General features: G+C 69.2%; 20 protein-coding genes. 12 read left to right on the top strand and 8 right to left on the bottom strand.

Features of this window, described 5'->3' with window-relative positions; genetic code table 11:
- The first annotated feature begins 33 nt into the window (after positions 1 to 33).
- Together map and IM787_RS11740 are read left to right on the top strand one after the other, a co-directional pair.
- Positions 34 to 837, top strand: coding sequence for a type I methionyl aminopeptidase (map, locus tag IM787_RS11745; RefSeq protein ID WP_193676825.1), 804 nt, complete (start codon positions 34 to 36; stop codon positions 835 to 837).
- Complete coding sequence (locus IM787_RS11740) at positions 834 to 3509, top strand: [protein-PII] uridylyltransferase (protein WP_193676824.1); 2676 nt, start codon at positions 834 to 836, stop codon at positions 3507 to 3509. The genes map and IM787_RS11740 overlap by 4 nt, the downstream gene beginning before the upstream one ends.
- 7 nt (positions 3510 to 3516) lie before the next feature.
- On the opposite strand, the gene IM787_RS11735 is transcribed toward IM787_RS11740, so the two are convergent.
- Positions 3517 to 3816, bottom strand: a complete 300-nt coding sequence (locus IM787_RS11735) for a GlsB/YeaQ/YmgE family stress response membrane protein (RefSeq protein WP_227494278.1) — start codon at positions 3814 to 3816, stop codon at positions 3517 to 3519.
- Positions 3817 to 3918: 102 nt separating this feature from the next.
- Entirely contained in the window at positions 3919 to 4458 is a 540-nt protein-coding gene (def, locus tag IM787_RS11730) for a peptide deformylase (protein ID WP_193676823.1), read from the bottom strand.
- A 51-nt stretch (positions 4459 to 4509) separates the two neighbouring features.
- On the opposite strand from def, the gene IM787_RS11725 reads away from it, so the two are divergent.
- Positions 4510 to 4929 carry a YbaN family protein gene (locus IM787_RS11725; protein WP_193676822.1) on the top strand — a complete coding sequence of 140 codons (420 nt, stop codon included), beginning with the start codon at positions 4510 to 4512 and terminating at the stop codon, positions 4927 to 4929.
- Positions 4930 to 4960: 31 nt separating this feature from the next.
- Here the strand turns inward: IM787_RS11725 and IM787_RS11720 are convergent, their stop codons facing one another.
- From IM787_RS11720 to smc, 5 genes are all read right to left on the bottom strand, one after another.
- Positions 4961 to 5962, bottom strand: a complete 1002-nt coding sequence (locus tag IM787_RS11720) for a cytochrome-c peroxidase (RefSeq protein WP_193676821.1) — start codon at positions 5960 to 5962, stop codon at positions 4961 to 4963.
- Positions 5963 to 6000: 38 nt separating this feature from the next.
- Positions 6001 to 7110: an ABC transporter substrate-binding protein gene (locus IM787_RS11715; protein WP_193676820.1), complete on the bottom strand. Its 1110-nt coding sequence runs from the start codon at positions 7108 to 7110 to the stop codon at positions 6001 to 6003.
- A 124-nt stretch (positions 7111 to 7234) separates the two neighbouring features.
- A complete protein-coding gene (gene ligA / locus IM787_RS11710) occupies positions 7235 to 9280 on the bottom strand; it encodes an NAD-dependent DNA ligase LigA (protein ID WP_193676819.1) in 2046 nt (681 codons plus the stop codon).
- Positions 9277 to 10296: a cell division protein ZipA C-terminal FtsZ-binding domain-containing protein gene (locus tag IM787_RS11705; RefSeq protein WP_193676818.1), complete on the bottom strand. Its 1020-nt coding sequence runs from the start codon at positions 10294 to 10296 to the stop codon at positions 9277 to 9279. Before IM787_RS11705 ends, ligA begins: the two co-directional genes overlap by 4 nt.
- Before the next feature lie 12 nt (positions 10297 to 10308).
- Positions 10309 to 13824: a chromosome segregation protein SMC gene (smc, locus tag IM787_RS11700; protein WP_193676817.1), complete on the bottom strand. Its 3516-nt coding sequence runs from the start codon at positions 13822 to 13824 to the stop codon at positions 10309 to 10311.
- Between the two features lie 266 nt (positions 13825 to 14090).
- Between smc and IM787_RS11695 the strand changes: the two genes are divergently transcribed.
- From IM787_RS11695 to IM787_RS11685, 3 genes are read left to right on the top strand one after another with little or no spacing between them, the layout of a single operon-like run.
- A complete protein-coding gene (locus IM787_RS11695) occupies positions 14091 to 14861 on the top strand; it encodes an MHYT domain-containing protein (RefSeq protein WP_193676816.1) in 771 nt (256 codons plus the stop codon).
- A 41-nt stretch (positions 14862 to 14902) separates the two neighbouring features.
- Positions 14903 to 15793, top strand: coding sequence for a DUF72 domain-containing protein (locus IM787_RS11690; protein WP_193676815.1), 891 nt, complete (start codon positions 14903 to 14905; stop codon positions 15791 to 15793).
- 9 nt (positions 15794 to 15802) lie between these two features.
- A complete protein-coding gene (locus IM787_RS11685; RefSeq protein ID WP_193676814.1) occupies positions 15803 to 16561 on the top strand; it encodes a C40 family peptidase in 759 nt (252 codons plus the stop codon).
- A 13-nt stretch (positions 16562 to 16574) separates the two neighbouring features.
- On the opposite strand, the gene IM787_RS11680 is transcribed toward IM787_RS11685, so the two are convergent.
- Positions 16575 to 17000 carry a hypothetical protein gene (locus tag IM787_RS11680; protein ID WP_193676813.1) on the bottom strand — a complete coding sequence of 142 codons (426 nt, stop codon included), beginning with the start codon at positions 16998 to 17000 and terminating at the stop codon, positions 16575 to 16577.
- 167 nt (positions 17001 to 17167) lie between these two features.
- On the opposite strand from IM787_RS11680, the gene dapC reads away from it, so the two are divergent.
- From dapC to IM787_RS11650, 6 genes are all read left to right on the top strand, one after another.
- A complete protein-coding gene (gene dapC / locus IM787_RS11675) occupies positions 17168 to 18379 on the top strand; it encodes a succinyldiaminopimelate transaminase (RefSeq protein WP_193676812.1) in 1212 nt (403 codons plus the stop codon).
- Positions 18376 to 19200 carry a 2,3,4,5-tetrahydropyridine-2,6-dicarboxylate N-succinyltransferase gene (dapD, locus tag IM787_RS11670; protein ID WP_193676811.1) on the top strand — a complete coding sequence of 275 codons (825 nt, stop codon included), beginning with the start codon at positions 18376 to 18378 and terminating at the stop codon, positions 19198 to 19200. The genes dapC and dapD overlap by 4 nt, the downstream gene beginning before the upstream one ends.
- A 90-nt stretch (positions 19201 to 19290) precedes the next feature.
- Positions 19291 to 20454 (top strand): PilT/PilU family type 4a pilus ATPase, encoded by a 1164-nt coding sequence (locus IM787_RS11665; protein ID WP_193677116.1) that lies wholly within the window; start codon positions 19291 to 19293, stop codon positions 20452 to 20454.
- A 4-nt stretch (positions 20455 to 20458) separates the two neighbouring features.
- Positions 20459 to 21610, top strand: coding sequence for a succinyl-diaminopimelate desuccinylase (gene dapE, locus IM787_RS11660; protein ID WP_193676810.1), 1152 nt, complete (start codon positions 20459 to 20461; stop codon positions 21608 to 21610).
- Positions 21607 to 22491, top strand: a complete 885-nt coding sequence (prmB, locus tag IM787_RS11655) for a 50S ribosomal protein L3 N(5)-glutamine methyltransferase (protein ID WP_193676809.1) — start codon at positions 21607 to 21609, stop codon at positions 22489 to 22491. The genes dapE and prmB overlap by 4 nt, the downstream gene beginning before the upstream one ends.
- A complete protein-coding gene (locus tag IM787_RS11650) occupies positions 22488 to 24467 on the top strand; it encodes an ABC-F family ATP-binding cassette domain-containing protein (RefSeq protein WP_193676808.1) in 1980 nt (659 codons plus the stop codon). The genes prmB and IM787_RS11650 overlap by 4 nt, the downstream gene beginning before the upstream one ends.

Below are 24467 nucleotides of genomic sequence, written 5' to 3'. Positions count from 1 at the left end.
CGAGGGTTTGGACCCTCTGGGATAATCCCGGACATGGGCATCACGTACAAAGACGAACAAGAACTGCAGGGAATGCGCGTCGCCTGCCGGATGGCGGCGGAGGTGCTGGACCACCTGACGCCCTTCATCAAGCCGGGCATCACCACCCGCGAGATCGACCGGCTGGCCGCCGAGTTCATGAAGAAGCAGGGCAGCATCTCGGCCACGCTGGGCTACCAGCCCTCCGGCTACCCGCCCTATCCGGCCTCCCTGTGCACGTCGGTCAACAACGTGGTGTGCCACGGCATCCCGAACGACAAGCCGCTGAAGAAGGGCGACATCGTCAACGTCGACGTCACCGTCATCAAGGACGGCTGGTACGGCGACACCAGCCGCATGTTCATCATCGGCGAGGCCTCCATCGCCGCCAGGCGCCTGGTGCAGGTCACCTACGAGGCGATGTGGCACGGCATCGTGCAGGTCAAGCCGGGCGTGCGCCTGGGCGACGTCGGCTGGGCGATCCAGAAGTTCGCCGAAAGCAACGGCTTTTCCGTGGTGCGCGAGTTCTGCGGCCATGGCATCGGCCGCACCTTCCACGAGGAGCCGCAGGTCCTGCATTACGGCAAGCCGGGCACCCTGGAAGAACTGCGCCCCGGCATGACCTTCACCATCGAGCCGATGATCAACGCGGGCCGCCGCGACGTGAAGGAGTTCGGCAACGACGGCTGGACCATCGTCACCAAGGACCACTCGCTGTCGGCGCAGTGGGAGCACACCGTGCTGGTGACCGAATCGGGCTACGAGGTGCTGACCCTGTCGGCCGGCAGCCCGCCGCCGCCTGCTTTCGTGAAGGGATGACCAAGTCCGGCGTCGTCCCCGCCCCGGCGGGGATCCAGAGCTTCCCGGGTTCGGGCGCCCTGGATTCGCGACTGCGCGGGAATGACGTGGGCCTGGTCCGCGACGCCTACAAGGCGCGCAAGGCCCAACTGCTGCACACCCTGCAAGCGGATGCCGCCGCGGTGCGCAGCATCAAGGGCCTGCTGCAGGCGCTGGGCCAGGCCGCGGACGAGGCGCTGAAGAAGCTCTGGGAGCACGCCGGCCTCCCCGCCGGCGTCGCCCTCGTGGCCTGCGGCGGCTTCGGCCGCGGCGAACTGTTCCCGCACTCGGACGTCGACGTCCTGCTTCTGATGCCGGACGGGATTTCCTGCGAGCAGGACGCCCTGCTCAAGCAGAGGGTGGAGAACTTCATCGGCAGCTGCTGGGACGCCGGCCTGGAGATCGGCTCCAGCGTGCGGACCGTCGAGGAATGCGTGGCGCAGGCGGCCGGCGACGTCACCGTGCAGACCTCGCTGCTCGAGGCGCGCCTGCTCACCGGCTCACGCAAGCTGTTCCTCGCCTTCCAGGAGCGCTTCCGCGCCCAGGTCGACTCCCGGGCCTTCTTCGTGGCCAAGACGCTGGAGATGCGCCAGCGGCACACCAAGTTCGAGAACACGCCGTACGCGCTGGAGCCGAACTGCAAGGAATCACCCGGCGGCCTCCGGGACCTGCAGGTGATCCTGTGGGTGGCCAATGCGGCCGGCTTCGGCAAGAGCTGGGACGAACTGGCGCGGCGCGGGCTCGCCACCGCCTTCGAGGCGCGCCAGATCAAGCGCAACGAAGCGCTGCTGAGCACGATCCGCGCACGGCTGCACGTCGTGGCCGGCCGGCGCGAGGACCGGCTGGTGTTCGACATGCAGAACGCGGTGGCGGAATCCTTCGGCTACAAGGCCGTCGTCCGGCCCGATGGCCGCATGCTGCAGCGCCCCAGCGAGCGGCTGATGAAGCGCTACTACTGGGCCGCCAAGGCCGTGGCGCAGCTGAACCAGATCCTGCTGCTCAACATCGAGGAGCGGCTGAACCCCGCCGCCGCGGAAGCGCGTGCGATCAACGAGCGCTTCTCCGAGAAGGCCGGGATGATCGAGGTCGCCAGCGACGACCTGTACCTGAAGAACCCGCAGGCCATCCTCGAGACCTTCCTGCTGTACCAGACGACGCCCGGGGTGAAGGGCCTGTCGGCGCGGACGCTGCGCGCGCTTTACAACGCGCGCAAGGTGATGGACGCGCGCTTCCGCAACGACCCGGCCAACCACGCCACCTTCCGCGCCATGCTCATGCAGCCGCGCGGCATCACGCACGCGATGCGGCTGATGAACCAGACTTCCGTGCTGGGCCGCTACCTCTGGGTGTTCCGCCGCATCGTGGGCCAGATGCAGCACGACCTGTTCCACGTCTACACGGTGGACCAGCACATCCTGATGGTGCTGCGCAACGTGCGCCGCTTCTTCATCGCGGAGCATGCGCATGAATATCCGTTCTGCTCGCAGCTGGCGGCGGGCTGGGACAAGCCGTACATCCTCTACACCGCGGCGCTGTTCCACGACATCGCGAAGGGCCGGGGCGGCGACCACTCCGACCTCGGCGCGCGCGAGGTGCGGCGCTTCTGCCGCCAGCACGCGATCGACGTCGAGGACTGCAAGCTGATCGAGTTCCTGGTGCGAGAGCACCTGGCCATGAGCCGGGTGGCCCAGAAGGAAGACCTGGGCGACCCGGCGGTGATCGAGGCGTTCGCGAAGCGGGTGGGCAACGAGCGCTACCTCACCGCGCTGTACCTGCTGACCGTGGCCGACATCCGCGGCACCAGCCCGAAAGTGTGGAACGCCTGGAAGGGCAAGCTGCTGGAGGACCTGTACCGCTACACGCTGCGCGCGCTGGGTGGCGGCACGCCGGACCCCAGGGCCGACGTCGAGGCGCGCAAGCGCGAGGCGCTGGTGCAGCTGCAGCTGTTCGCCCTGCCCTTCGAGGCGCACAAGAAGTTGTGGGACACGCTGGACGTCGGCTACTTCATGCGCCACGAGGCGGCCGACATCGCCTGGCACACGCGCCATGCGTCGCGCCACGTCGGCAGCGGCAAGGTCGTCGTGCGCGCCCGCATCTCGCCGGTCGGCGAGGGCCTCCAGGTCATGGTCTACACGCCCGACCAGACCGACCTGTTCGCGCGCATCTGCGGCTACTTCGAGCAGGCCGGCTTCAGCATCCTCGAAGCCAAGATCCACACCGCCACCAACGGCTATGCGCTGGACACCTTCCAGGTGGTGACGGCGATGATGCCGGACCACTACCGCGAACTGTGCAGCATGGTGGAGTCGGAGCTGTGCGCGACCATTGCGGCGGCGGGGCCGCTGCCGGCGCCCAGCCGCGGACGGGTGTCCCGCCGGGTCAAGAGCTTCCCGATCCCGCCGCGGGTGGACTTGCGCCCGGACGACAAGGCGACGCACTGGCTGCTGTCCATCTCCGCCAGCGACCGCGTCGGCCTGCTCTATTCCATCGCCCGCGTGCTCGCCCAGCACAAGTTGAACCTGCAGCTCGCCAAGGTGAGCACGCTCGGCGAGCGGGTCGAGGACATGTTCCTGATCAACGGCAACGAGCTGCAGCAGAACCGCAAGCAGATCGAGATCGAGACCGAGCTGCTGGACGCGATCGCGGCCGGCTGAGGCGCCTTCAGCGCTTGCGCAGCGCGCTCTTGCCGTTGCGCATCGGTCCGACGGCCTTGCGCATGACCTTCAGCAGCGCCAGCAGCGCCAGGGCCCCGGCCACGGCGGTGACGAACGCAGCCATGCGGAACCCGCCTTCCGGTGCCGGGCCCGCGACCATCGTGGCCAGGAACTCGCCTCCCAGGAAGGCACCGAAGACGCCGACGGCGACTTCCTCGAGGCGTGGGATGAGCCCGCGCGTGCCCATGAGGACTCCGGCAAGCCCGCCGGCCAGGGCGCCGATGGCGCACCAGAGAAAGAAAGTCATGGGATCCCTCGCCATGGGATCCATGGAGGCCCATGGTGACAGGGATTTGCCCTGCGCCGCGGGTTTATTTTCCGGGCGCGCCCGTCGCACGCCGGGCCACGGTCAGTCGTCGTCCGCCGCGTCGAGCCCGGGGAACAACACCTCGGTGAAGCCGAACTTCGTGAAATCGCGCACGCGCATGGGATACAGCTTGCCGAACAGGTGGTCGACCTCGTGCTGCACCACCCGGGCGTGGAAACCGTCGGCCTCCCGCTCGATGGCCCTTCCTTCGAGGTCGCGGCCGGTGTAGCGGATGCGCTGCCAGCGCGGCACCACCGCCCGCAGGCCCGGAACGGACAGGCAGCCCTCCCAGCCCTCCTCTTCCGCGTCGCCCACCGGCGTGATCTCGGGATTGAGGAGCACGGTGCGCGGGACCGGCGGGGCATCGGGATAGCGCGGGTTCGGGGCATCGGTGCCGAAAATCACGAGCTGCAGGTCGACGCCGATCTGCGGTGCCGCGAGGCCGGCGCCGTTGGCAGCCTTCATCGTCTCTTCCATGTCCCGCACCAGTTCGCGCAGGGCGGGCGTGCCGAATTCACGCACCGGCTGGGCGGTCCGCAGCAGGCGCGGATCGCCCATTTTCAGGATTTGTCGTACAGCCATGGGGCCGAGGATAGCGCCCGCGGCAGCGCTGCAACTGGTATCTTGCGGGACATGCAAACCCAAGTCCCGGGCAGCGCCCTGTCGGCTCCTGCCCGCTGGTTCCTGATGACGCTGGCGGGCATCTTCGTCCTGCTGGGCCTCATCGGCCTGTTCCTGCCGGTCATGCCGACGGTGCCGTTCCTGATCGTGGCGGCCTGGTGCGCCTCGCGCAGCTCGCCGCGCCTGCACCGCTGGCTGCTGCAGCATCCCCGGTTCGGGCACCTGCTGCGCGACTGGTACGAAGCCGGCGTGGTGCCGCGCCGGGCCAAGTGGATCACGTCCGTCATGATGACCGGCAGCACCTGCATGATGCTGTACGTCACGCCGGACCGCTGGCTGCCGGCGGTCTGGGCGATCATCGCCTGCATGGCGCTGATCCTCCTGTGGCTGTGGCGCCGGCCGGAGCGGCGTCCCGGGGACGCCGTCCGCTAGCCGGTCGCCGGCGGGCCGAAGCCCTGCTGGATCAGCGCTTGGCCGACTGCTCCAGCTGCTTGCCGCCCAGCGCGTTCAGGAAGGCGGCAATGTCCTGGCGGTCGGCCGGCGGGATCTCGCGACCCAGCTGGAACCGGCCCATCAGGTCGATGGCCTCGTCCAGCGTCGGCACGGCGCCGTCGTGGAAGTAAGGCGCCGTGAGGGCGACGTTGCGGAGCGAAGGCACGCGGAAGACGTACATGTCCTCCTCCTTCTTGCTCACCGCGAACTTGCCCTTGTCGACGTCCACCTCGGCGCCGCGGCCCTTCTTCTCGCGGTCGGCGAAGTAGTTGCCGGTGAGGCCCATCTTCATGAAGCTGTTGCCGCCCACGTTGATGCCGTTGTGGCAGGCGACGCAGCCGTAGGCCTTGAACTTCTCGTAGCCGGCCTTTTCCTGCGCGGTGATGGCGCTGTCCTTGCCCTTGAGCCAGTCGTCGAAGCGCGAGGGCGTGACCAGGGATTTCTCGAAGGCGACGATCGCTTCGGACGCGTTGGCCTGGTTCACCGGGTTGTCCCCGCCGAAGGCGGCCTTGAACTCGGACGCGATCGCCTGGTCCTGCGCCAGGACCTGGATCACCTTGCCCCAGTCGTGGGCCATGGTGTCGGCATTGCCGACCGAACCCTTGATCTGGGCGTCGAGGTCCTTGGTCCGGCCGGTCCAGTTCAGCCCCACCGTGTTGTAGCGGACGTTGAAGATGGTCGGCGAATTGAGGGGGCGCACCTTGCCGAACGCGCTGACCGAGTGCCGGCGCGGGTCGGCGCCGCCCGCGTGCGGCAGGTGGCAGGACTGGCAGGACACGGAACCGTCCGCGGAGAAGCGCGGGTCGGCGAACAGCTTCCCACCCAGCTTCACCTTGGCCGGTTCGACGTCGGTCACGGCATCGGGCAGCGGCAGGATGGGTTCGTTGCGCGCCGTGCCTTGGGCATGGACCAGCAGCGCGGCGCCGCCGGCGGCCACCAGGACGGCGGCGGACAGGATACGTTTGGAAAACATTTTTACTTCTCCCTCTCTCAAAACCGGAACAACTGCCTTCAGAAGCGCAGGCCACCATCCCGCCCGACCACGCCGGTGTCGACGAAGCGGGAGCCGTCGTGGCTCTTGCGCGAGAAGTTGATCTCGTAGCCGCCCAGGTCGAGACGCTGGATCTCCTCGAGCGCAGCGACCAGCCGTTCGGGGGTGTCGGTGCCGGCGCGGCGGTAGCCTTCCACCAGCACCTTCGCCGCCACGTAGCCTTCGAGGCTGGTGTAGTTCGGCTTCGCGTCGGGCGCGAACGCCTTCAGGTCGTCCTGGTACTGCTTGACCAGCTTGAGGTGCACGCGCGTCGGCGGCGGCAGCACCTGGCTCATGATCAGGCCCACGCCCGTGGCCTTTAGGTCGTCGATGACCTTGAGCCCGGAGAACGAACTGGTGGCGAACTGACCGCCGTACCCCTTCGCGCGCATGCCCTGCACGATCTTGACGATGGGCGTGCCGTTGCTGATGAACAGCACGACCTCGGGTTTCGCCTCGAGCAGCTTGTCGACCTGCGCATTGAAGTCGGTGGCGTTGCGGTTCAGCGGAACGGCGGCCACGGCCTTCAGCTTGGCGAGTTCGAGCGCGCCGTGCATGGCCTGCGGGTTCGCGGGGCCGACGTCGTCGAGATAGGCGATGGCGAACTTGCTCACCCCGGTCAGTGCGAGGTGGCTCACCACCTTGCGCATCTCGTCGTCGTAACCGGCGCGCGTGTGGAACAGGTTGCGGTGGAACTGCGCCCGGATGCCCATGTTGCCCGTCACGGGCGACAGCATCGGGACGCTCTGCGAATCGAGGTACGCCAGCGTCGCTTCCACGCCGGCGCCGCTGGTGTAGCCGATCAGCGAGGTGACCTTCTCGCCTTCGACCAGCTTCTTGGTGTTGGCCAGGACGTTGTCCTTCTTGCCCTGGTCGTCGAGGGTGACCAGCTTGACCGGGCGGCCATTCACGCCGCCGGCCTTGTTGACGGCGGCGAAGTAGGCCTCGATGCCCTGCTTGACGTCGGTGCTGTAGGCGGCCTGGCCGCCGCTCATGCCGGCGCTCTGGCCGACGAGGATGGGGCCGGGAGCGGCCTTCTGGGCGAGAACGGGGAGAGCAGTTGCCGCGGAGACCAGCAAGAACAACTTCAACAAACGGCGGCGCATCGATACCTCTTCATTGGAGAGGCTGAAATGTAAGAACTGCGCGAGCGCTTGCAAATAGCGAATTTTTCTCCTGTCGCGGCAGCGAGACAGCGTGCTTACACCTTCACGCTCAGCTCGACAGCAGCTGTCGCAGCCCGTCTTCGTCGAGCACCGCCACGCCGAGCTCCCGCGCTTTTTCGAGCTTGCTGCCGGCCTCGGCGCCGGCAACGACGTAGTCGGTCTTCTTGCTGACGGAGCCGGCGACCTTCGCGCCCGCGGCCTCCAGCAGTTCCTTCGCTTCGTCGCGTGACAAACTCGGCAGCGTCCCCGTGAGCACGAAGGTTTTTCCGGACAGCGGCTTCGGCGCCTGCGCCGCCGGTTCGCCCTCTTCCCAGTGCAGGCCGCAGGCACGCAGCTGCTCGATCACTTCGCGGTTGTGGGGCTGCTGGAAGAACGCGTGCACGCTCTCGGCCACGATCGGGCCCACGTCGGGCACCTGCAGCAGCTGCTCGACCCCGGCTTCCATGATGGCGTCCAGCTTGCCGAAGTGGCGCGCCAGGTCGCGCGCCGTCGTCTCGCCGACGTGGCGGATGCCCAGGCCGTACAGGAAGCGCGGCAGCGTCGTCTGCCGGGATTTCTCCAGCGCGGCCAGCAGGTTGTGCGCGGACTTCTCGCCCATGCGCTCCAGCGCCACCAGGTTCGCCAGGCCCAGGCGGTACAGGTCCGGCAAGGTGCGGATCACGCCGGCCTCGACCATCTGGTCGACCAGCTTCTCCCCCAGGCCCTCGATGTCCAGTGCCCGGCGCTGGGCGAAATGCAGGATCGCGAACTTGCGCTGCGCGCTGCAGAACAGCCCGCCGGTGCAGCGGTAGTCGGCCTCGCCCTCCTCGCGGACGGCGGCGGCGCCGCAGACCGGGCAGGTGCGCGGCATCGTGAAGGGTTCGGTGCCGGCGGCGCGCCGGTCCGGCACCACCGCCACCACTTCCGGGATCACGTCGCCCGCCCGGCGCACGATCACCGTGTCGCCGACCCGCACGTCCTTGCGCCGGGCCTCGTCTTCGTTGTGCAGCGTGGCGTTGGTCACCGTCACGCCGCCGACGAACACGGGCTGCAGGCGCGCCACCGGCGTCAGCTTGCCGGTGCGGCCCACGTAGACGTCGATGGACTCCACGGTGGTCATCTGCTCCTGCGCCGGGAACTTGTGCGCGACGGCCCAGCGCGGCTCGCGCGTGACGAAGCCCAGCTGCTTCTGCAGGGCCAGGCTGTTCACCTTGTAGACCACGCCGTCGATGTCGAAGGGCAGGCTGTCGCGGTCGCGCCCGACCGCCTGGTGGTAGGCGATCAGGTCGTCGGCGCCGCTCGCCACGGCCACGCGGTCGGAGACCGGGAAGCCCCAGGCCTTCAGCGCCTGCAGCACCTCGTGGTGCGTCCGGAAATCCGGCCCGCCTTCGATCTCGCCCCAGCCGTAGGCGTAGAAGCTCAGGGGACGCTGGCGGGCGATGTTCGGATCGAGCTGGCGCACGGCGCCGGCGGCGGCATTGCGCGGGTTGACGAAGGTCTTCTCGTTCCTGGCGCCCTTGGCGATCTTGTCGCGCTGGAGCTCGTTCAGCCGCTCGAAATCGTCGCGGCGGATGTAGACCTCGCCGCGCACCTCCAGCACCGGCGGCGCGGCGCGCAGCCGCAGCGGGATCTGCCCGATGGTGCGGATGTTCTGCGTGACGTCTTCGCCGATCTCCCCGTCGCCGCGCGTGGCCGCCTGGACCAGGACGCCCGCCTCGTAACGCAGGCTGATGGCGAGGCCGTCGAACTTGAGTTCGGCGACGTACTCGAGCGGCGGATCGCCCTCCTTGAGGGCCAGTTCACGGCGCACGCGGGCGTCGAAGTTGCGGGCGCCGCTCGCCTCGATGTCCGTCTCGGTGCGGATCGACAGCATGGGCACCTTGTGCCGCACCTTCGCGAAGCCCTCCAGCGCCTTGCCGCCCACGCGCTGGGTCGGCGAGTCGGGCGTCAGCAGCTCCGGATGCTGCGCTTCCAGCGCCTGCAGTTCGCGGAACAGCCGGTCGTACTCGGCGTCCGGGATCTCGGGCGCATCCAGCACGTAGTACTGGTGGGCGTGGTGGTGCAGCAGTTCCCGCAGCGCGTCGACGCGCTCCTGCACCTTGGCCGGCGCGCTCATGAGAACAGCCGGCGCGCCTGGACCGAGCCCGCCGAGAGGTCACGCGCATCCAGGGTGTCGTACAGCTGCTCCAGGTCGGAGCCGATCGCATCCAGCGCCTCGGCCGGGATCACCCGGCCGTCGTCGTCCGTGATCAGGCCGTCCATGGAGGCCGCCAGCGCGATCGCCGCGTCGCGCATGCGCATGAAGGGCTGCTCGCTGCGCGGCACGTGCGGAACGTCGAGGCTCAGGGTCACGTCGCGGATGGCGGAGTGCGCCGGATCCTCCGCCAGCGCCGCCTGGGTCGAAAAGGCCAGCACCAGCACGGGCGGCCCGCCCTGCACGCCGGCGGGCAGCACCAGCCGGCCCGGCATGGCGCCGGCCACGAACCCCAGCCGCGCCGCGCTCTGCTGCACGTAACCGGGGCTCCAGGCCGCATTGCGCGCGCGCAGCGTGAATCCGAGCTGGGCGTCGTGCGTGCTGGCGAACTGGTCGAGCTCGCGCGCGCGGGCGACCTCGTCGCGCATCTCCGGGAACTCGGCGGCGCCGTTGACCGCGTCGGCGAAGGCCTGCGCCTTCATTACGAATTCCGAGTACTCGATGTCGTTCAGCGCGCCGCTGCGGTTGGCGAGCTGCACGCCGGCCTGGAACGCGGTGTAGCGCTGGCCGGCGCGCGGCGTCTCCCAGTCCTGCGTGGCTTCGTTGCGGCCCTCGATGGCGAAGGGCTTGCTGCCGGCGCGGCGGGTCGGCGGCAGCGCCGCCAGTGCGGCCTCGCCGGACACCGCCGCATCGACGGCGATCGGTGCGATCACGTCGATGAGGGCGTCGAGACCCGGCTTCTTCTCCGGGGGCGGCGGCGACAGCGGAACGTCGAAGACCGGTTCGCTGCGTTCCTCCGGCTGCACGGCCGCTTCGGCCACGACGGGTGCCTGCGCCTGGCGCGGCATGTTGCGCCGCGTGGTCCAGGCGTTCCAGGCGACCAGCGCGGCGAGCACCAGCCCGCCCAGGATCACGAGTCCGAGGGTGAAACCCGACACGCGGCGGGTTCCCTAGACGGCCTCGGCCATCGAGACCGCGGATTCCATGTCCACGGCCACGATGCGCGACACGCCCTGCTCCTGCATGGTGACGCCGATCAGCTGCTCGGCCATCTCCATCGCGATCTTGTTGTGGCTGATGAAGAGGAACTGGGTTTCCTTGCTCATGCTGCTCACCAGCTTGGCGTAGCGCTCGGTGTTGGCGTCGTCCAGCGGCGCATCCACCTCGTCCAGCAGGCAGAAGGGCGCCGGGTTGAGCTGGAAGATGGCGAACACCAGCGCGATGGCGGTCAGCGCCTTCTCGCCGCCGGACAGCAGGTGGATGGTCTGGTTCTTCTTGCCGGGCGGCTGCGCCATCACCTGCACGCCGGAGTCGAGGATCTCCTCGCCGGTCATCACCAGCTTGGCGTTGCCTCCGCCGAACAGCTCCGGGAACATGCGGCCGAAGTGCTCGTTGACGGTCTGGAAGGTGCTGCCCAGCAGTTCGCGCGTCTCGCCGTCGATCTTCTTGATGGCGTCTTCCAGCGTCGTCATCGCCTCGTTCAGGTCCTTGGACTGGGCGTCCAGGAACTGCTTGCGCTCGCGCGCCGTGCTCAGTTCCTCCAGGGCGGCCAGGTTCACGGCGCCGAGCGCCGCGATCTCGCGATGCAGCCGGTCGATCTCGGACTGCATGCCGGACAAGCGCACGTTGCCGTCCTGGATCGACCGGGCCACGGCTTCGAGATCCGCCTGCGCGTCGGCGAGCAGTTGCGTGTACTGCTCGAGGCCGAGGCGCGCGGCCTGCTCCTTCAGCTGCAGGTCGGTGATGCGCTGGCGCAGCGGGTCGAGCTCGCGCTCGAGCTGCAGCCGGCGCTCGTCGGAAGCGCGCAGCTTCGCGGTGAGGTCGTCGTACTCGCTGCGCTTGGCGCCCAGCGCCTGCTCGCGTTCGGACTTCAGCTGCAGCGCCGATTGCAGGCCGGCTTGCGCCGCGGCATCGGTCAGCCGCGCGAGCTCGCTGCGCGCGCGTTCCTCTTCCTGCGTGATGGACGTGGCCTGCTGCGTCGCCGTCTCGATGGCGCGCTGCAGCTCCCCGCGGCGCGCTTCCAGCGCGCGCTGCGAGAACTGCGCTTCCTGCGCCTGGCGCTCCAGGCTGCGATGCTGCTCGCGCGCCTCCGCCAGCTTGCGCTCGGCCTCGATGACGCGTTCGTCCAGCTGGGCATGGCGTTCCTGGCTGTCGGCCAGCTGCATGTCCAGTTCCTCGAAGCGGCCTTCGGCCGACACGCGCCGCTCCTGCAGTTCCTCCAGCAGCGCGTCCACTTCGGCCAGGTCGCCGGCGATCTGCTCGCTGCGGGCCCGCGTCTGTTCGGCCAGCTGCGTCAGGCGCAGCGTCTCCACCTGCAGTTCGTGGGCGCGGCCCTGTGTTTCGGCGGCTTCGCGCCGCGCCGTCACCAGGCGTTGCGAGGCGTCCGAATAGGCGGCTTCGGCGCGGACCAGCGCCGTACGCGATTCCTCGGTGATGAGGGCCTGCGCGCGCAGCTGCTTTTCGAGGTTCTCGATCTCCTGCTGGCGGGCCAGCAGGCCGGCCTGCTCGGAGTCCTGCGCATAGAAGCTGACGCTGTGCGCGGTGACGGCATGGCCGGACTTCACGTAGATCGCTTCGCCGGCCTGCAACTGGGTGCGGGCGGCGAGCGCTTCCTCGAGCGACGGCGCCGTATAGCAGCCGTGCAGCCAGTCGGACAGCAGCGCCTTCTGGCCGGCGTCGTTCAGCCGCAGCAGGTCGGCCAGGCGCGGCAGCGCCGAGGCGGTCTCCGGCGCCGCGGCGGCGGGTGCGTGATAGAAGGCCAGCTTGGCCGGCGGCGCGTCGCCCGCGAAGGCCCGCACCATGTCCAGCCGCGACACCTCCAGCGAGTTGAGGCGCTCGCGCAGCGCTGCCTCCAGCGCGTTCTCCCAGCCCTGCTCGACGTGGATGCGGCTCCACAGGCCCTGCAGCCCGCCGAGCCCGTGCTTGGCGAGCCACGGTTGCAGCTTGCCGTCCGTGCGCACCTTCTCCTGCAGCGCCTTGAGCGCTTCCATGCGGGCCGAGAGGTCGGACTGGCGCGCGCCCTGCGTGTTCACGTCCTGTTGCCGGGCCCGTCGCTCCTCGTCGAGCTGCGGCACCTGGTCCTGCAGTTCGTGCAGGCGCGCATCGGCCGTCTCGGCCGCTTCCTGGGCGGCGGCGAGCTGCGCCTGCAGTTTGACCAGCCTGGCCTCGTCCGGCGCGGCCAGCGCATTGCGGTCGGCCGCCAGGCGCTCCCGCCGCTGGTTCAACTGGCGCGACTGTTCCTCGATGTTGCGCTGGTCGGCGGCCAGCACCTGGATCTGCTGCTGCACCTGCGCGACGGCGCCGCGCTGCTCGGAAGAGCGCGATTGCGCCTGGCGCAGCGCCTCCTCCAGGTCGGGCAGCTGCAGGCCTTGTTCCTCGACCTGCGCGGCCAGCAGCGCGGCGCGCTCCTCGGCCTCCAGGGTCTGGGCGGCGAGGTTCTCGGTCTCGGCCTCGGCCTCTTCCTTGCGCGTGGCCCACTGGGCGGTCTGCTCCTTCAGCTGCAGCAGGCGCTGTTCGACGCGCTGCCGGCCCTCGACGACGAAGCGGATCTCGGCCTCGAGCCGGCCGACTTCGGCGCTGGCTTCGTAGAGCTGGCCCTGCGCCTGGTTGACCTGGTCCCCGGCCGCGTAGTGGGCCTGGCGCACCGTCTCCAGCTCGCTTTCGATGTGGCGCAGGTCCGCGACGCGGGCTTCCAGGTCGACGACCGCCTTGTCCGCGTCGGCCTTGATGCGCCCCTGGTCGACCTCGGCTTCCGAGCGCTTGAGGAACCACAGCTGGTGCTGCTTGAGCGTGACGTCGGCCTGCAGGCGGTTGTAGCGTTCCGCGACCTCGGCCTGCTTCTCCAGCTTCTCGAGGTTGGCGTTCAGCTCGCGCAGGATGTCCTCGACGCGCGTGAGGTTCTCGCGCGTGTCGTGCAGCCGGTTCTCGGTCTCGCGGCGGCGTTCCTTGTACTTGGAGACCCCCGCGGCCTCCTCGAGGAACAGGCGCAGCTCCTCGGGCTTGGACTCGATGATCCGGCTGATCGTGCCCTGGCCGATGATGGCGTAGGCGCGCGGGCCCAGGCCGGTGCCGAGGAACACGTCCTGCACGTCGCGCCGGCGCACCGGCTGGTTGTTGATGTAGTAGCTGGAGGTGCCGTCGCGCGTCAGCACGCGCTTGACCGCGATCTCGGCGAACTGGGACCACTGGCCGCCGGCGCGATGGTCGGCGTTGTCGAAGATCAGTTCGACGGAGGAGCGCGAGGCCGGCTTGCGCGTGGTCGTGCCGTTGAAGATCACGTCCTGCATCGACTCGCCGCGCAGCTCGCTGGCCTTGGACTCGCCCAGCACCCAGCGCACCGCATCCATGATGTTGGACTTGCCGCACCCGTTGGGCCCCACCACGCCCACCAGCTGCCCGGGCAGCAGGAAGTTCGTGGGTTCGGCGAACGATTTGAACCCGGAAAGCTTGATCGATGTGAGACGCACGGCCCCTCGCCCTCTGTCGCGAATGAGGACGCCGGCGTGGCAGCCTGCGCGACGGTGTCGCGCGGCGCTGCCGAGCCGGCGTCGGTGTGGCGGAAATGATAACCGCAGGGGAGAGCGGGCCCGGGAGCCCGGCCGTTACCGCTGAAACGGGAGGCATCGCGGCTGCCGCGTGATCGATTTCACGGAAGCGGACATGGCTCGTAACCATTTGCATCCGCGGCTGCAGAGCCTGCGTATGGCCGGTTCAAGCACCCAACGGAACCGCAATGAACCCCACCGTCGTCACGTCCTGGCAGCCCTCGTACGTTGCCGTCTCCTTCGCCATCTCCGTCCTCGGCGCCTTTGTCGCGCTGACCGCCGCCACCCGGATCCGCCGGGGTGCCGGCGTCTTCAGCCTGTTCAACACGATCGCCGCCGGCGTCGCGCTGGGCGGCATCGGCGTCTGGTCCATGCATTTCATCGGAATGCTGGCACTGCAGATGGACGTGGCCAGCAGCTACTCGATGCCGGAAACGCTCGTCTCGCTGGTGGCCGCCATCGGGGCCAGCTCCGTGGCCCTCGGCTACGTCGCCCGCGCTCCCGAGCAGCGCGGGCGGGTGCTGCTGGCCGGCGTCCTCCTCGGCTTCGGCGTCGTGGTGATGCACTACCTGGGCATGTTCGGGCTCCGCTTCGGCGGCTTCATCCGTTGGGACATGGGCGTGGTCGCCCTCTCGGCGGCGATCGCGATCGGCGCCGCCACCGCCGCCCTCTGGCTCGCCTTCCACACCGGGTCGTTCGGCTTCCGCGCCGTGGCGTCGGTGCTGATGGCCGTGGCGGTCTGCGCCATGCACTACACGGGCATGAACGCCGCCGAGTTCATCTGCACGACCGCCAACCGGGTGGTGCCGCCCAGCGGTTTCGGCCTGGTGAGCGCCATGGACCTGTCCGCCGTGGTCGCGGTCGCCGCGCTCGGCATGGCCGCGGTGATCTCGATCGACCAGGTCTTCCAGCGCGCGGTGACCGGCCGTGCGGCGCCTTCCCGCACCGGGATGCGCTGAACGCGCACCCCGGCCGGCTGCGCCCGTGGCACAAAGGTGCCATGAGCGGCAAGGTCCTGATCGGCGTGTCCGGCTGGCGCTACACCCCGTGGCGCGGACACTTCTATCCGCCGGGGCTCGCGCAGGCGCGCGAGCTCCAGCACGCTTCCCGGGTGTTCCCTTCGCTGGAACTCAATGGCTCCTTCTATTCGCTGCAGCACCCGAGCAGCTACGCCATGTGGGCCCGCGACACGCCGCCCGGCTTCGTGTTCGCGATCAAGGGCAGCCGCTACATCACGCACATGCTGAAGCTGCGCAACGTCGACGTGGCGCTGGCCAACTTCTTTGCCTCGGGGCTGTTCGAACTGGGCGACAAGCTGGGGCCGGTGCTGTGGCAGTTCCCGCCGATGCTGCGGTTCCACCCCGAAGTGTTCGAGGCCTTCTTCCGCATGCTGCCTTCCAGCACGCACGAGGCCGCGAAGATCGCCCAGCGGCACGACCAGCGGCTGGAAGGGCGGGCCGCGCTGCGGCCGGGCCGCAACCGGCGGATCCGGCACGCGGTGGAAGTGCGGCACGACAGCTTCGTCGACCCGGACTTCATCCGGCTGCTGCGCAAGTACCGCATTGCGTGGGTGGTGGCGGACACCCCCAAGCCGTGGCCGCTGTACGAGGACGTCACGTCCGACTTCATCTACATGCGCCTGCACGGCTCGACCGAGCTGTACAACAGCCGCTACTCGCAGGAAGAGCTCGAACGCTGGGCGCGCTTCATCGACGACTGGCGCCACGGCCGCGAGCCGGCGGACGCCCGCCTGATCTGCCCGACGCGCGCGCGGCCCCGCGGCAGCCGCGACGTCTACTGTTACTTCGACAACACGGACAAGCGGCATGCGCCCGACAACGCGCGCGAACTGATGGCGATGCTGGGCGTGGCCGCCGGGGCGGGCTCCTAGAATCGGCGCGTGAACCGCCGACAACTCCTTGCCGCCGCACCGCTGGCCCTGCTGGCCGGGTGCGCCACCCGCTTCTACGACGAGGGCAGCCCGCCCTCCGCGCCGCGCCTGCAGGTGCAGAACCCCGGCCTCCACCCGCACAACGGTGGCCTGGCCGTCGGTGCCGGCGCGCTCCTGCCCGGCGACATCATCCTGTCCGCCACCAACGGCATGGCCTCCCTGGGCATCCGGCTGGCGACGATGACCCCGGTCAGCCACGCCGCGCTGTACGTGGGCGACGCGCAGGTCGCCGAAGCGGTCGGCGAAGGCATCCGGCGCCGCGGCATGGACCGCGTGCTGGAGGAAGAGTCCACCGTGGTGGCGTTCCGTCATCCCCGCGTCGAAAGCGCGCACGTCGAGCGCATGCAGGCCTTCGTGCAGGAAACGGTGGGGCAGAAATACAACCTGGTCGGCGTGATGCTGCAGGCGCCCTTCGCCATCGACCGCAAGCTGTGCGAGCTGCCGCTGGCGCCTTCGCTCGTGCGCGACTTCTGCGTCCAGGGCCTGGGCGCCGTGCACCTGGGGCTGGGCCGCAACGACCGGTTCTTCTGCTCGCAGTTCGTGCTCGAGGCGTACAACCGGGCTGGCCTGCCGCTGACTTCCGCGGACCCGCGGCTGCTGACGCCCGGGGACCTGCTCCACATGCGCGAAGGCGACGTGCCCTCCGTCCGCAGCCACCAGGCGCTGCAGTACGTCGGGCACCTCAAGTTCCAGCCGGTTGTGCTGTGACCTGGCAGCTCCGTCAGCTGCCCACGTGCATCGTGAAGGTGGCGCCGTTGGACATGCGGCAGCTGCCGGTGCCCAGCGTCGCGCTGTTCATCGTGTAGCGGCAGCTGATGTAGCTCCCGCGGTTGCCGGCGCCGTTGGCCACGCCGTCCCGCGCCGAACCGGCCACCCGCGTGGCCTCGCCCGTGAAGCTTTCGCCCTGGATGGCGGTGGAGAAATGGCCGCGGCCGTTCAGGTCGTTGGTCACCACCGCCGCCACCATGCCGTAGCCGCTGGCGAGTTCGTTGGCCGGATACAGCCTGGCACTGAAGGTCACCGGCCCGGCAGGCGCGGACGGCACGACGACCGTCGTCGTCGCCGGCGCGGGCTGCATCGGGACGACGTAGCAGCCGGCCAAGGCAAAGGTGGCGAAGGCGATGGCGGAAAGCGAAGAGATCTTCATGGAGATCGGTGGAGGCCCAAGCACATGCTTGTGCGACGGACTGTGCCCATGGGGGGTCGCGCAGTATCGATCTATTGCGCGAATGCCGAATCCCTGTACGGTCGGTTCACCCAAACGATACTTCAAGCCCGGAAGAGGAGGGAAAAAGTCGCCCCGATAATTGCCGCATGAATCCCCTGCTGTCCCGGCTGCAACCCTACCCCTTCGAGCGCTTGCGGCAACTGTTCGCGGGCGTCACGCCGAACCCGCAGATGCGCCCGATCAGCCTCGGCATCGGCGAACCCAAGCACCCCACCCCGGCCTTCATCAAGCAAGCCCTCGCGCAGGCCATGGAGACGCCGGGAAGCGACCTGGCGGGCTATCCGCCCACCGCGGGCACGCCGGAACTGCGGCAGGCCTGCGCGGGCTGGCTGGAGCGGCGCTACGGCTTCCCGGTGGACCCGGCCACGCAGGTGCTCCCGGTCACGGGCTCGCGCGAAGCCCTGTTCTCCTTCACGCAGACGGTGATCGACCCCACGCGCCCGGCGGTCGTGGTGTGCCCCAATCCGTTCTACCAGATCTACGAGGGCGCGGCCCTCCTGGCCGGGGCCGAGCCCTGGTACGCGCCCAGTGATCCGGCGCGCAATTTCGCCGTCGACTGGGACAGCGTTCCGGCAGCGGTGTGGGCGAAGACCCAGTTGATCTTCGTCTGCTCGCCGGGCAACCCCACGGGCGCCGTGATGCCGCTGGAGGAGTGGAAGAAGCTGTTCGCGCTGCAGGACCGCCACGGTTTCGTGATCGCCTCGGACGAGTGCTACAGCGAGATCTACTTCCGCGACGAGCCGCCGCTGGGCGGCCTGGAGGCGGCGGTGAAGCTGGGACGCAGCGGCTTTCCCGGCCTGGTGGCCTTCACCAGCCTTTCGAAGCGCAGCAACGTGCCGGGGATGCGCAGCGGCTTCGTGGCCGGCGATGCGCGGCTGCTCAAGCAGTTCCTGCTCTATCGCACCTACCACGGCAGCGCGATGAGCCCGATCGTCCAGGCGGCCAGCGTGGCGGCGTGGAACGACGAGCAGCACGTCGTCGAGAACCGCGAGCAGTACCGTCGCAAGTTCGCCGAAGTCACGCCGCTGCTGCGGGACGTCCTGGACGTTCGCCTGCCCGACGCCAGTTTCTACCTGTGGGCCGGCGTGCGCGGAAGCGACACCGCGTTCGCCCGCGACCTGCTCGCTCAATACAATGTGACGGTGCTGCCGGGCAGCTACCTCGCGCGCGAAGCGCAGGGCGTGAATCCCGGCGCCGGGCGCGTGCGCATGGCCCTCGTGGCCGACACCGCCGAATGCCTCGAGGCGGCCCGGCGCATCGTGCAGTTCGTTCGAGACAACCAGAAACAGACCCCATGACCCAGCAGCTCCAGCAGACCATCGACACCGCGTGGGACAACCGCGCCAGCCTTTCCGCCACCTCCGCGCCGAAAGAGGTGCGCGAGGCGGTGGAACACGTGATCGCCGAACTGAACGCGGGCAAGCTGCGCGTGGCCAGCCGCGAAGGCGTGGGCCGGTGGACGGTGCACCAGTGGATCAAGAAGGCGGTGCTGCTGTCGTTCCGCCTGAACGACAACGTCGTCATGAAGGCGGGGGACCTCGCCTTCTTCGACAAGGTCCCCACCAAGTTCTCGCACCTCACGCCCGAGGAAATGGCCGCGACCGGCGTGCGCGTCGTGCCCCCTGCCGTGGCGCGCCGCGGCAGCTTCGTCGCCAAGGGCGCGATCCTGATGCCCAGCTACGTCAACATCGGCGCCTACGTGGACGAAGGGACCATGGTCGACACCTGGGCCACCGTGGGATCCTGCGCGCAGGTCGGCAAGAACGTGCACCTGTCCGGCGGCGTGGGCCTGGGCGGGGTGCTGGAGCCGCTGCAGGCGAACCCGACGATCATCGAGGACAACTGCTTCATCGGCGCCCGCTCCGAGATCGTCGAGGGCGTGATCGTCGAGGAGAACTCGGTCGTCTCGATGGGCGTGTACATCGGCCAGAGCACGCCGATCTACGACCGCGCCACGGGCGAGACGCATTACGGCCGCGTGCCGGCGGGCTCGGTGGTGATCTCGGGCAGCCTGCCCAAGGACGGCGGCCGCTACAACCTGTACGCGGCGATCATCGTGAAGAAGGTCGACGCGAAGACGCGCTCGACGACGAGCCTGAACGACCTGCTGCGGGACTGAGATTCCGTCGTTCCGGCGCAGGGGAAATCCGGGACGCCCCGGGTCCCCGCCGCCGCGGGGATGACACGAAACGAGGAGTAGAGGATGGCAATGGGAACGATGGAGCGGATCCTGCGCCTGATGGCCGAGAAGAAGGCATCGGACGTGTACCTGTCGGCGCACGCGCCGGCGATGATCAAGATCAACGGGCAGACGCTGCCGATCAACAACCAGCTGCTGCCGCCGGACGCCACGCGCACGCTGCTGGCCGAAGTGCTGCCGGCGCACCGCATGGACGAACTCGATGCCAGCGGCGAGCTGAACATGGCCCATGCGGTGGAAGGCGCGGGCAACTTCCGCTTCTCCGCCATGCGCCAGCGCGGCACCATCGCGGCGGTCATCCGCTACATCGCCACCGAGATCCCGCCCCTCGCCTCGCTGCAGGTGCCGATGATCCTGGCCGACCTGATCATGGAAAAGCGCGGCCTGCTGCTGATGGTGGGCTCCACCGGCGCGGGCAAGAGCACGACGCTTGCGTCCATGATGGACCTGCGCAACGAGAGCACGAGCGGCCACATCCTCACCATCGAGGACCCGGTGGAGTTCATCTTCCGGAACAAGAAGTCGGTGGTGAACCAGCGCGAGGTGGGCAGCGACACGCAGTCGCTGCAGACCGCGCTGAAGAACGCGCTGCGGCAGGCGCCGGACGTCATTCTGATCGGCGAGATCCGCGACCGCGAAACCATGTCCGCGGCGATCGCCTACGCGCAGTCGGGCCACCTCTGCCTGGCGACCATGCACGCCAACAACAGCTACCAGGCGCTGAACCGGATCCTGTCGTTCTATCCCGTCGAAGTGCGCCCGACGATGCTGGGCGACCTGGCGGCGGCGATGAAGGCCATCGTGTCGCAGCGCCTGCTGCGCACCGTTTCCGGCGGGCGCGCGCCGGCCGTCGAGGTGATGCTCAACACCAAGCTGGTGTCCGAACTGATCGAGAAGGGCGACTTCTCCGGCGTGAAGGAAGCCATGGAGAAGTCCATGGCCGAAGGCTCGCAGACCTTCGAGCAGGACATCGCGCGCCTCATCATGGACGGCATCGTCGACAAGAAGGAAGGCCTGGCCTACGCCGATTCGCCGACCAACCTGCAGTGGCGGCTGCAGAACAACAGCGCCGACCAGCAGCGCGCCGAGAACGCCGGCAACAACGGCGACAGCGACATCGACCTGGACGACGAGCCCTCCTTCACCGAGATCACCCTGGACGTGAAACACTAGGGACATGTCCCGGACACTCCACCTCGCCGAGCAGCTGATCGCGCAGCGCTCCGTCACGCCCGAGGACGGGCAATGCCAGGCGATCCTCGCTTCACGCCTGGCGCCGCTGGGTTTCGCCTGCGAGACCATCGCCAGCGGCCCCGCCGATTTCCGCGTCACCAACCTGTGGGCCAAGCGCCCGGGGCGCGGCGGGCGCACGCTCGTCTTCGCGGGACACACCGACGTGGTGCCCACCGGGCCGCTGGAGCAGTGGAGCAGCGATCCCTTCGTGCCCAGCCACCGCGACGGCAAGCTGTACGGGCGCGGCGCGGCCGACATGAAGACGTCGATCGCCGCGTTCACGGTCGCCGTCGAGGAGTTCCTCGCCGCCAACCCCAACCCATCGATCGGCATCGCCCTCCTCCTCACCAGCGACGAGGAAGGCCCCAGCGTCGACGGCACCGTGGTGGTGTGCCGGAAGCTCGAAGAACGCGGCGAGAAGCTCGACTTCTGCATCGTCGGCGAGCCGACCTCCGTGGAACGCCTGGGCGACATGATCAAGAACGGCCGCCGCGGCAGCCTGACCGGCAAGCTGACCGTCAAGGGCGTGCAGGGCCACATCGCCTATCCGCAGCTCGCGAAGAACCCGATCCACCAGGCGTTGCCGGCGCTCGATGAACTCGCGCGCACCGAGTGGGACCGCGGCAACGACTACTTCCCGCCCACCAGCTGGCAGATCAGCAACATCCACGGCGGCACCGGCGCAGGCAACATCATTCCGGGCAGCGTCGTCATCGACTTCAACTTCCGCTTCGCCAGCGTGAGCACGGCCGAGGGCCTGCAGCAGCGCGTGCACGCGATCCTCGACCGCCACGGCCTCGACTACGACCTGGCCTGGACGGTGGGGGGACAGCCGTTCCTGACCACGCCCGGCGAACTGGTCGGCGCGGTGCAGGCGGCGATCCGCGGCGAAACGGGCATCGAGACGGAATTCTCCACGACGGGCGGCACCAGCGACGGCCGCTTCATCTCGCGCATCTGCCCGCAGGTGATCGAGTTCGGCCCGCTCAACGCCAGCATCCACAAAATCGACGAGCACGTGCGCGTGGCCGACCTCGATCCGCTGAAGAACATCTACCGCCGCACCCTGGAGCACCTGGACCGGCTGGCGCCATGAAGCTCGCGGAGACCGTGCAGGCGGCGGCGTCCGCCCTGGAAGCCGCCGGCGTCGCCTTCGGCCACGGGACGACCAACGCCTACGACGAGGCGGCCTGGCTGGTGCTCTGGAGCCTGGGCCTCCCGCTCGACGCGCTGGACGATCACGCCGGCCGGGAGCTCGATCCGCAGGAACTGCGCGAGGTACAGGCGCTCGTGTCGGAACGGATCGCCACCCGCAAGCCCGCGGCCTACCTGACGCGCGAAGCCTGGCTGCAGGGCATCCCCTTCTACGCCGACGAACGCGCCATCGTGCCGCGCAGCTTCATCGCCGAACTGCTCGCCGATGGCGCCATCGACCCCTGGCTCTCGGAGCGCACGGTGCGGGTGCTGGACCTGTGCACCGGTAACGGCAGCCTGGCCGTGCTCGCGGCCATGGCGTATCCGGACGTCGAGGTGGATGCCGCCGACCTCTCGACGGAGGCGCTGGAAGTGGCGCTCATCAACGTGGAACGCCACCGGCTGCAGGACCGCGTCCGGCTGCGGGTGTCCGACGGGTTGTCCGCCCTGCCCGGCCCCTACGACCTGATCCTCTGCAATCCGCCGTATGTCAACGCGGCGAGCATGGCGCAACTGCCCGCCGAATACCGCGCCGAGCCCGAGCTGGCGCTGGCCGGCGGCGCGGACGGCATGGACTTCGTCCGCGCCCTGCTGCGCGACGCGCCTTCGCGCATGAGCGAGCAGGCCGTGCTGGTGCTCGAGATCGGCAACGAACGCGCGCATTTCGAGGCCGCCTTCCCGATGCTCGAAGCGGTGTGGCTGGAGACCAGCGCGGGCGCCGACCAGGTGCTGTTGCTGACGCGCGAATCGCTTTCCGGCGAGGGTGCGAAAATCCCTGGGTGATCCAGCTCAGCAACGTCACCTTGCGCCGCGGCGCCAAGGTGCTCCTCGACGGCGTGTCCGTCACCCTCAATCCCGGTGAAAAAGTGGGCCTGGTCGGCCGCAACGGCGCCGGCAAGTCCACCCTGTTCGCCCTCCTGAACGGCAGCCTGCACGAGGATGCGGGCGATTTCTCCGTGCCCGCGCACTGGCAGCTGTCGCAGGTCGCGCAGCACATGCCGGAAACCGACGAACCCGCCACGGACTTCGTGCTGGCCGGCGACACGCGCCTGATGGCCTTGCGCGAACAGCTGGCCCAGGCGGAAGCGGCGGACGACGGCATGGCCATCGCGCACGCGCACTCCGACCTGGCCGACGCCGGCGAACACGACGCGGTGCCGAGGGCCCAAGCCCTGATCCTGGGGCTCGGCTTCAAGCCCGAGGAGCTCGATCGCCCGGTGGACAGCTTCTCCGGCGGCTGGCGCATGCGCCTGCAGCTGGCGCGCGCGCTGATGGCGCCGTCGGACCTGCTGCTGCTGGACGAACCCACCAACCACCTGGACCTGGACGCCCTCGTCTGGCTGGAAGCCTGGCTGCAGCGCTACCCCGGCACGCTGGTCGTGATCAGCCACGACCGCGAGTTCCTCGATGCGGTGACCGGCGTCACGCTGCACATCGAGAACCAGAAGCTCACCCGCTACGGCAGCAACTACAGCGGCTTCGAGCTGATGCGGGCACAGCAGCTGGAGCAGCAGCAGGCGGCCTTCTCCAGGCAGAAGGAGAAGATCGCCCACCTGCAGAAGTTCATCGACCGCTTCAAGGCCAAGGCGAGCAAGGCGAAGCAGGCGCAAAGCCGCGTGAAGGCGCTCGAGCGCATGGAGAAGATCGCGCCGGTGCTGGCCGACGCCGAGTTCACGTTCGAGTTCAAGGAACCGGCCAACCTGCCCAACCCGATGCTGGCCATCAGCGACGCGAGCTTCGGATACGCGACGGACGAGGGCACGCGGGTGATCCTGCGCAACGTCAACCGTTCGGTGCTGGCCGGCCAGCGCATCGGCATCCTGGGCGCCAACGGCCAGGGCAAGTCGACGTTGGTGAAGACGATCGCCCGCACCATGCCGCCGCTGGCGGGCAGCGTGACCGAGGGCAAGGGCCTGGCCATCGGCTACTTCGCGCAGCAGGAGCTGGACGTGCTGCGCCCGCAGGACACGCCGCTGGAACACATGTTCCGCCTGGCGCGCGACGTCGGCCCCGCCGGGCGCGAGCAGGAGTTGCGCAACTTCCTCGGCCAGTTCCTGTTCACCGGTGACATGGTGCAGCAGTCGGTCGGCACGATGAGCGGCGGCGAGAAGGCGCGCCTGGTGCTCGCCATGATCGTGTGGCAGCGCCCCAATTTGCTGCTGCTGGACGAGCCGACCAACCACCTAGACCTGGCGACGCGGGAGGCGCTGGCGATGGCGCTGAACGAGTTCGAGGGCACCGTGATGCTCGTCAGCCACGACCGCGCGCTGCTGCGCTCCGTCTGCGACGAGTTCTGGATGGTGGGCCGTGGCGGTGTCGCACCGTTCGACGGGGATCTCGACGACTACCAGCGCTATCTCCTGGACGAAGCGCGGCGCCTGCGCGAGGAAGCCCGCGCCGCTTCGGCGCCCCCCGCCGCCGCAGCGCCCGCCCCCGTCGTCGCGCCGCCGCCGGCACCCAGGGAGCCGCGCGCCGATCCCCAGGAGCAGCGCAAGGCGCAAGCCCAGCAGCGCCAGCAGCTGTCGGCGCGGCTGAAGCCGCTCAAGAAGGAGCGTGAGCAGGCCGAGCAGCGCATCGCGGCGCTCGAAGCGGAGAAGTCCACGCTCGAGGCCCGCATGGCGCAGTCCCTCCCGCCGCCCGAGATCGCGGAAGCGGGCCGGCGCCTGAAGGCGATCGGCGACGACCTGGCCCTGCTGGAAGAACGCTGGCTGGCGTTGTCGGGCGACATCGAGGCGGCGGAAGCCGCCCAGGCGGGCTGA

Source organism: Ramlibacter pallidus (genome assembly GCF_015070875.1).
GTDB lineage: Bacteria > Pseudomonadota > Gammaproteobacteria > Burkholderiales > Burkholderiaceae_C > Ramlibacter > Ramlibacter pallidus.
The sequence above is the reverse complement of the archived record's forward strand: the minus strand, read 5'-3'. Positions and strand labels throughout refer to the sequence as shown.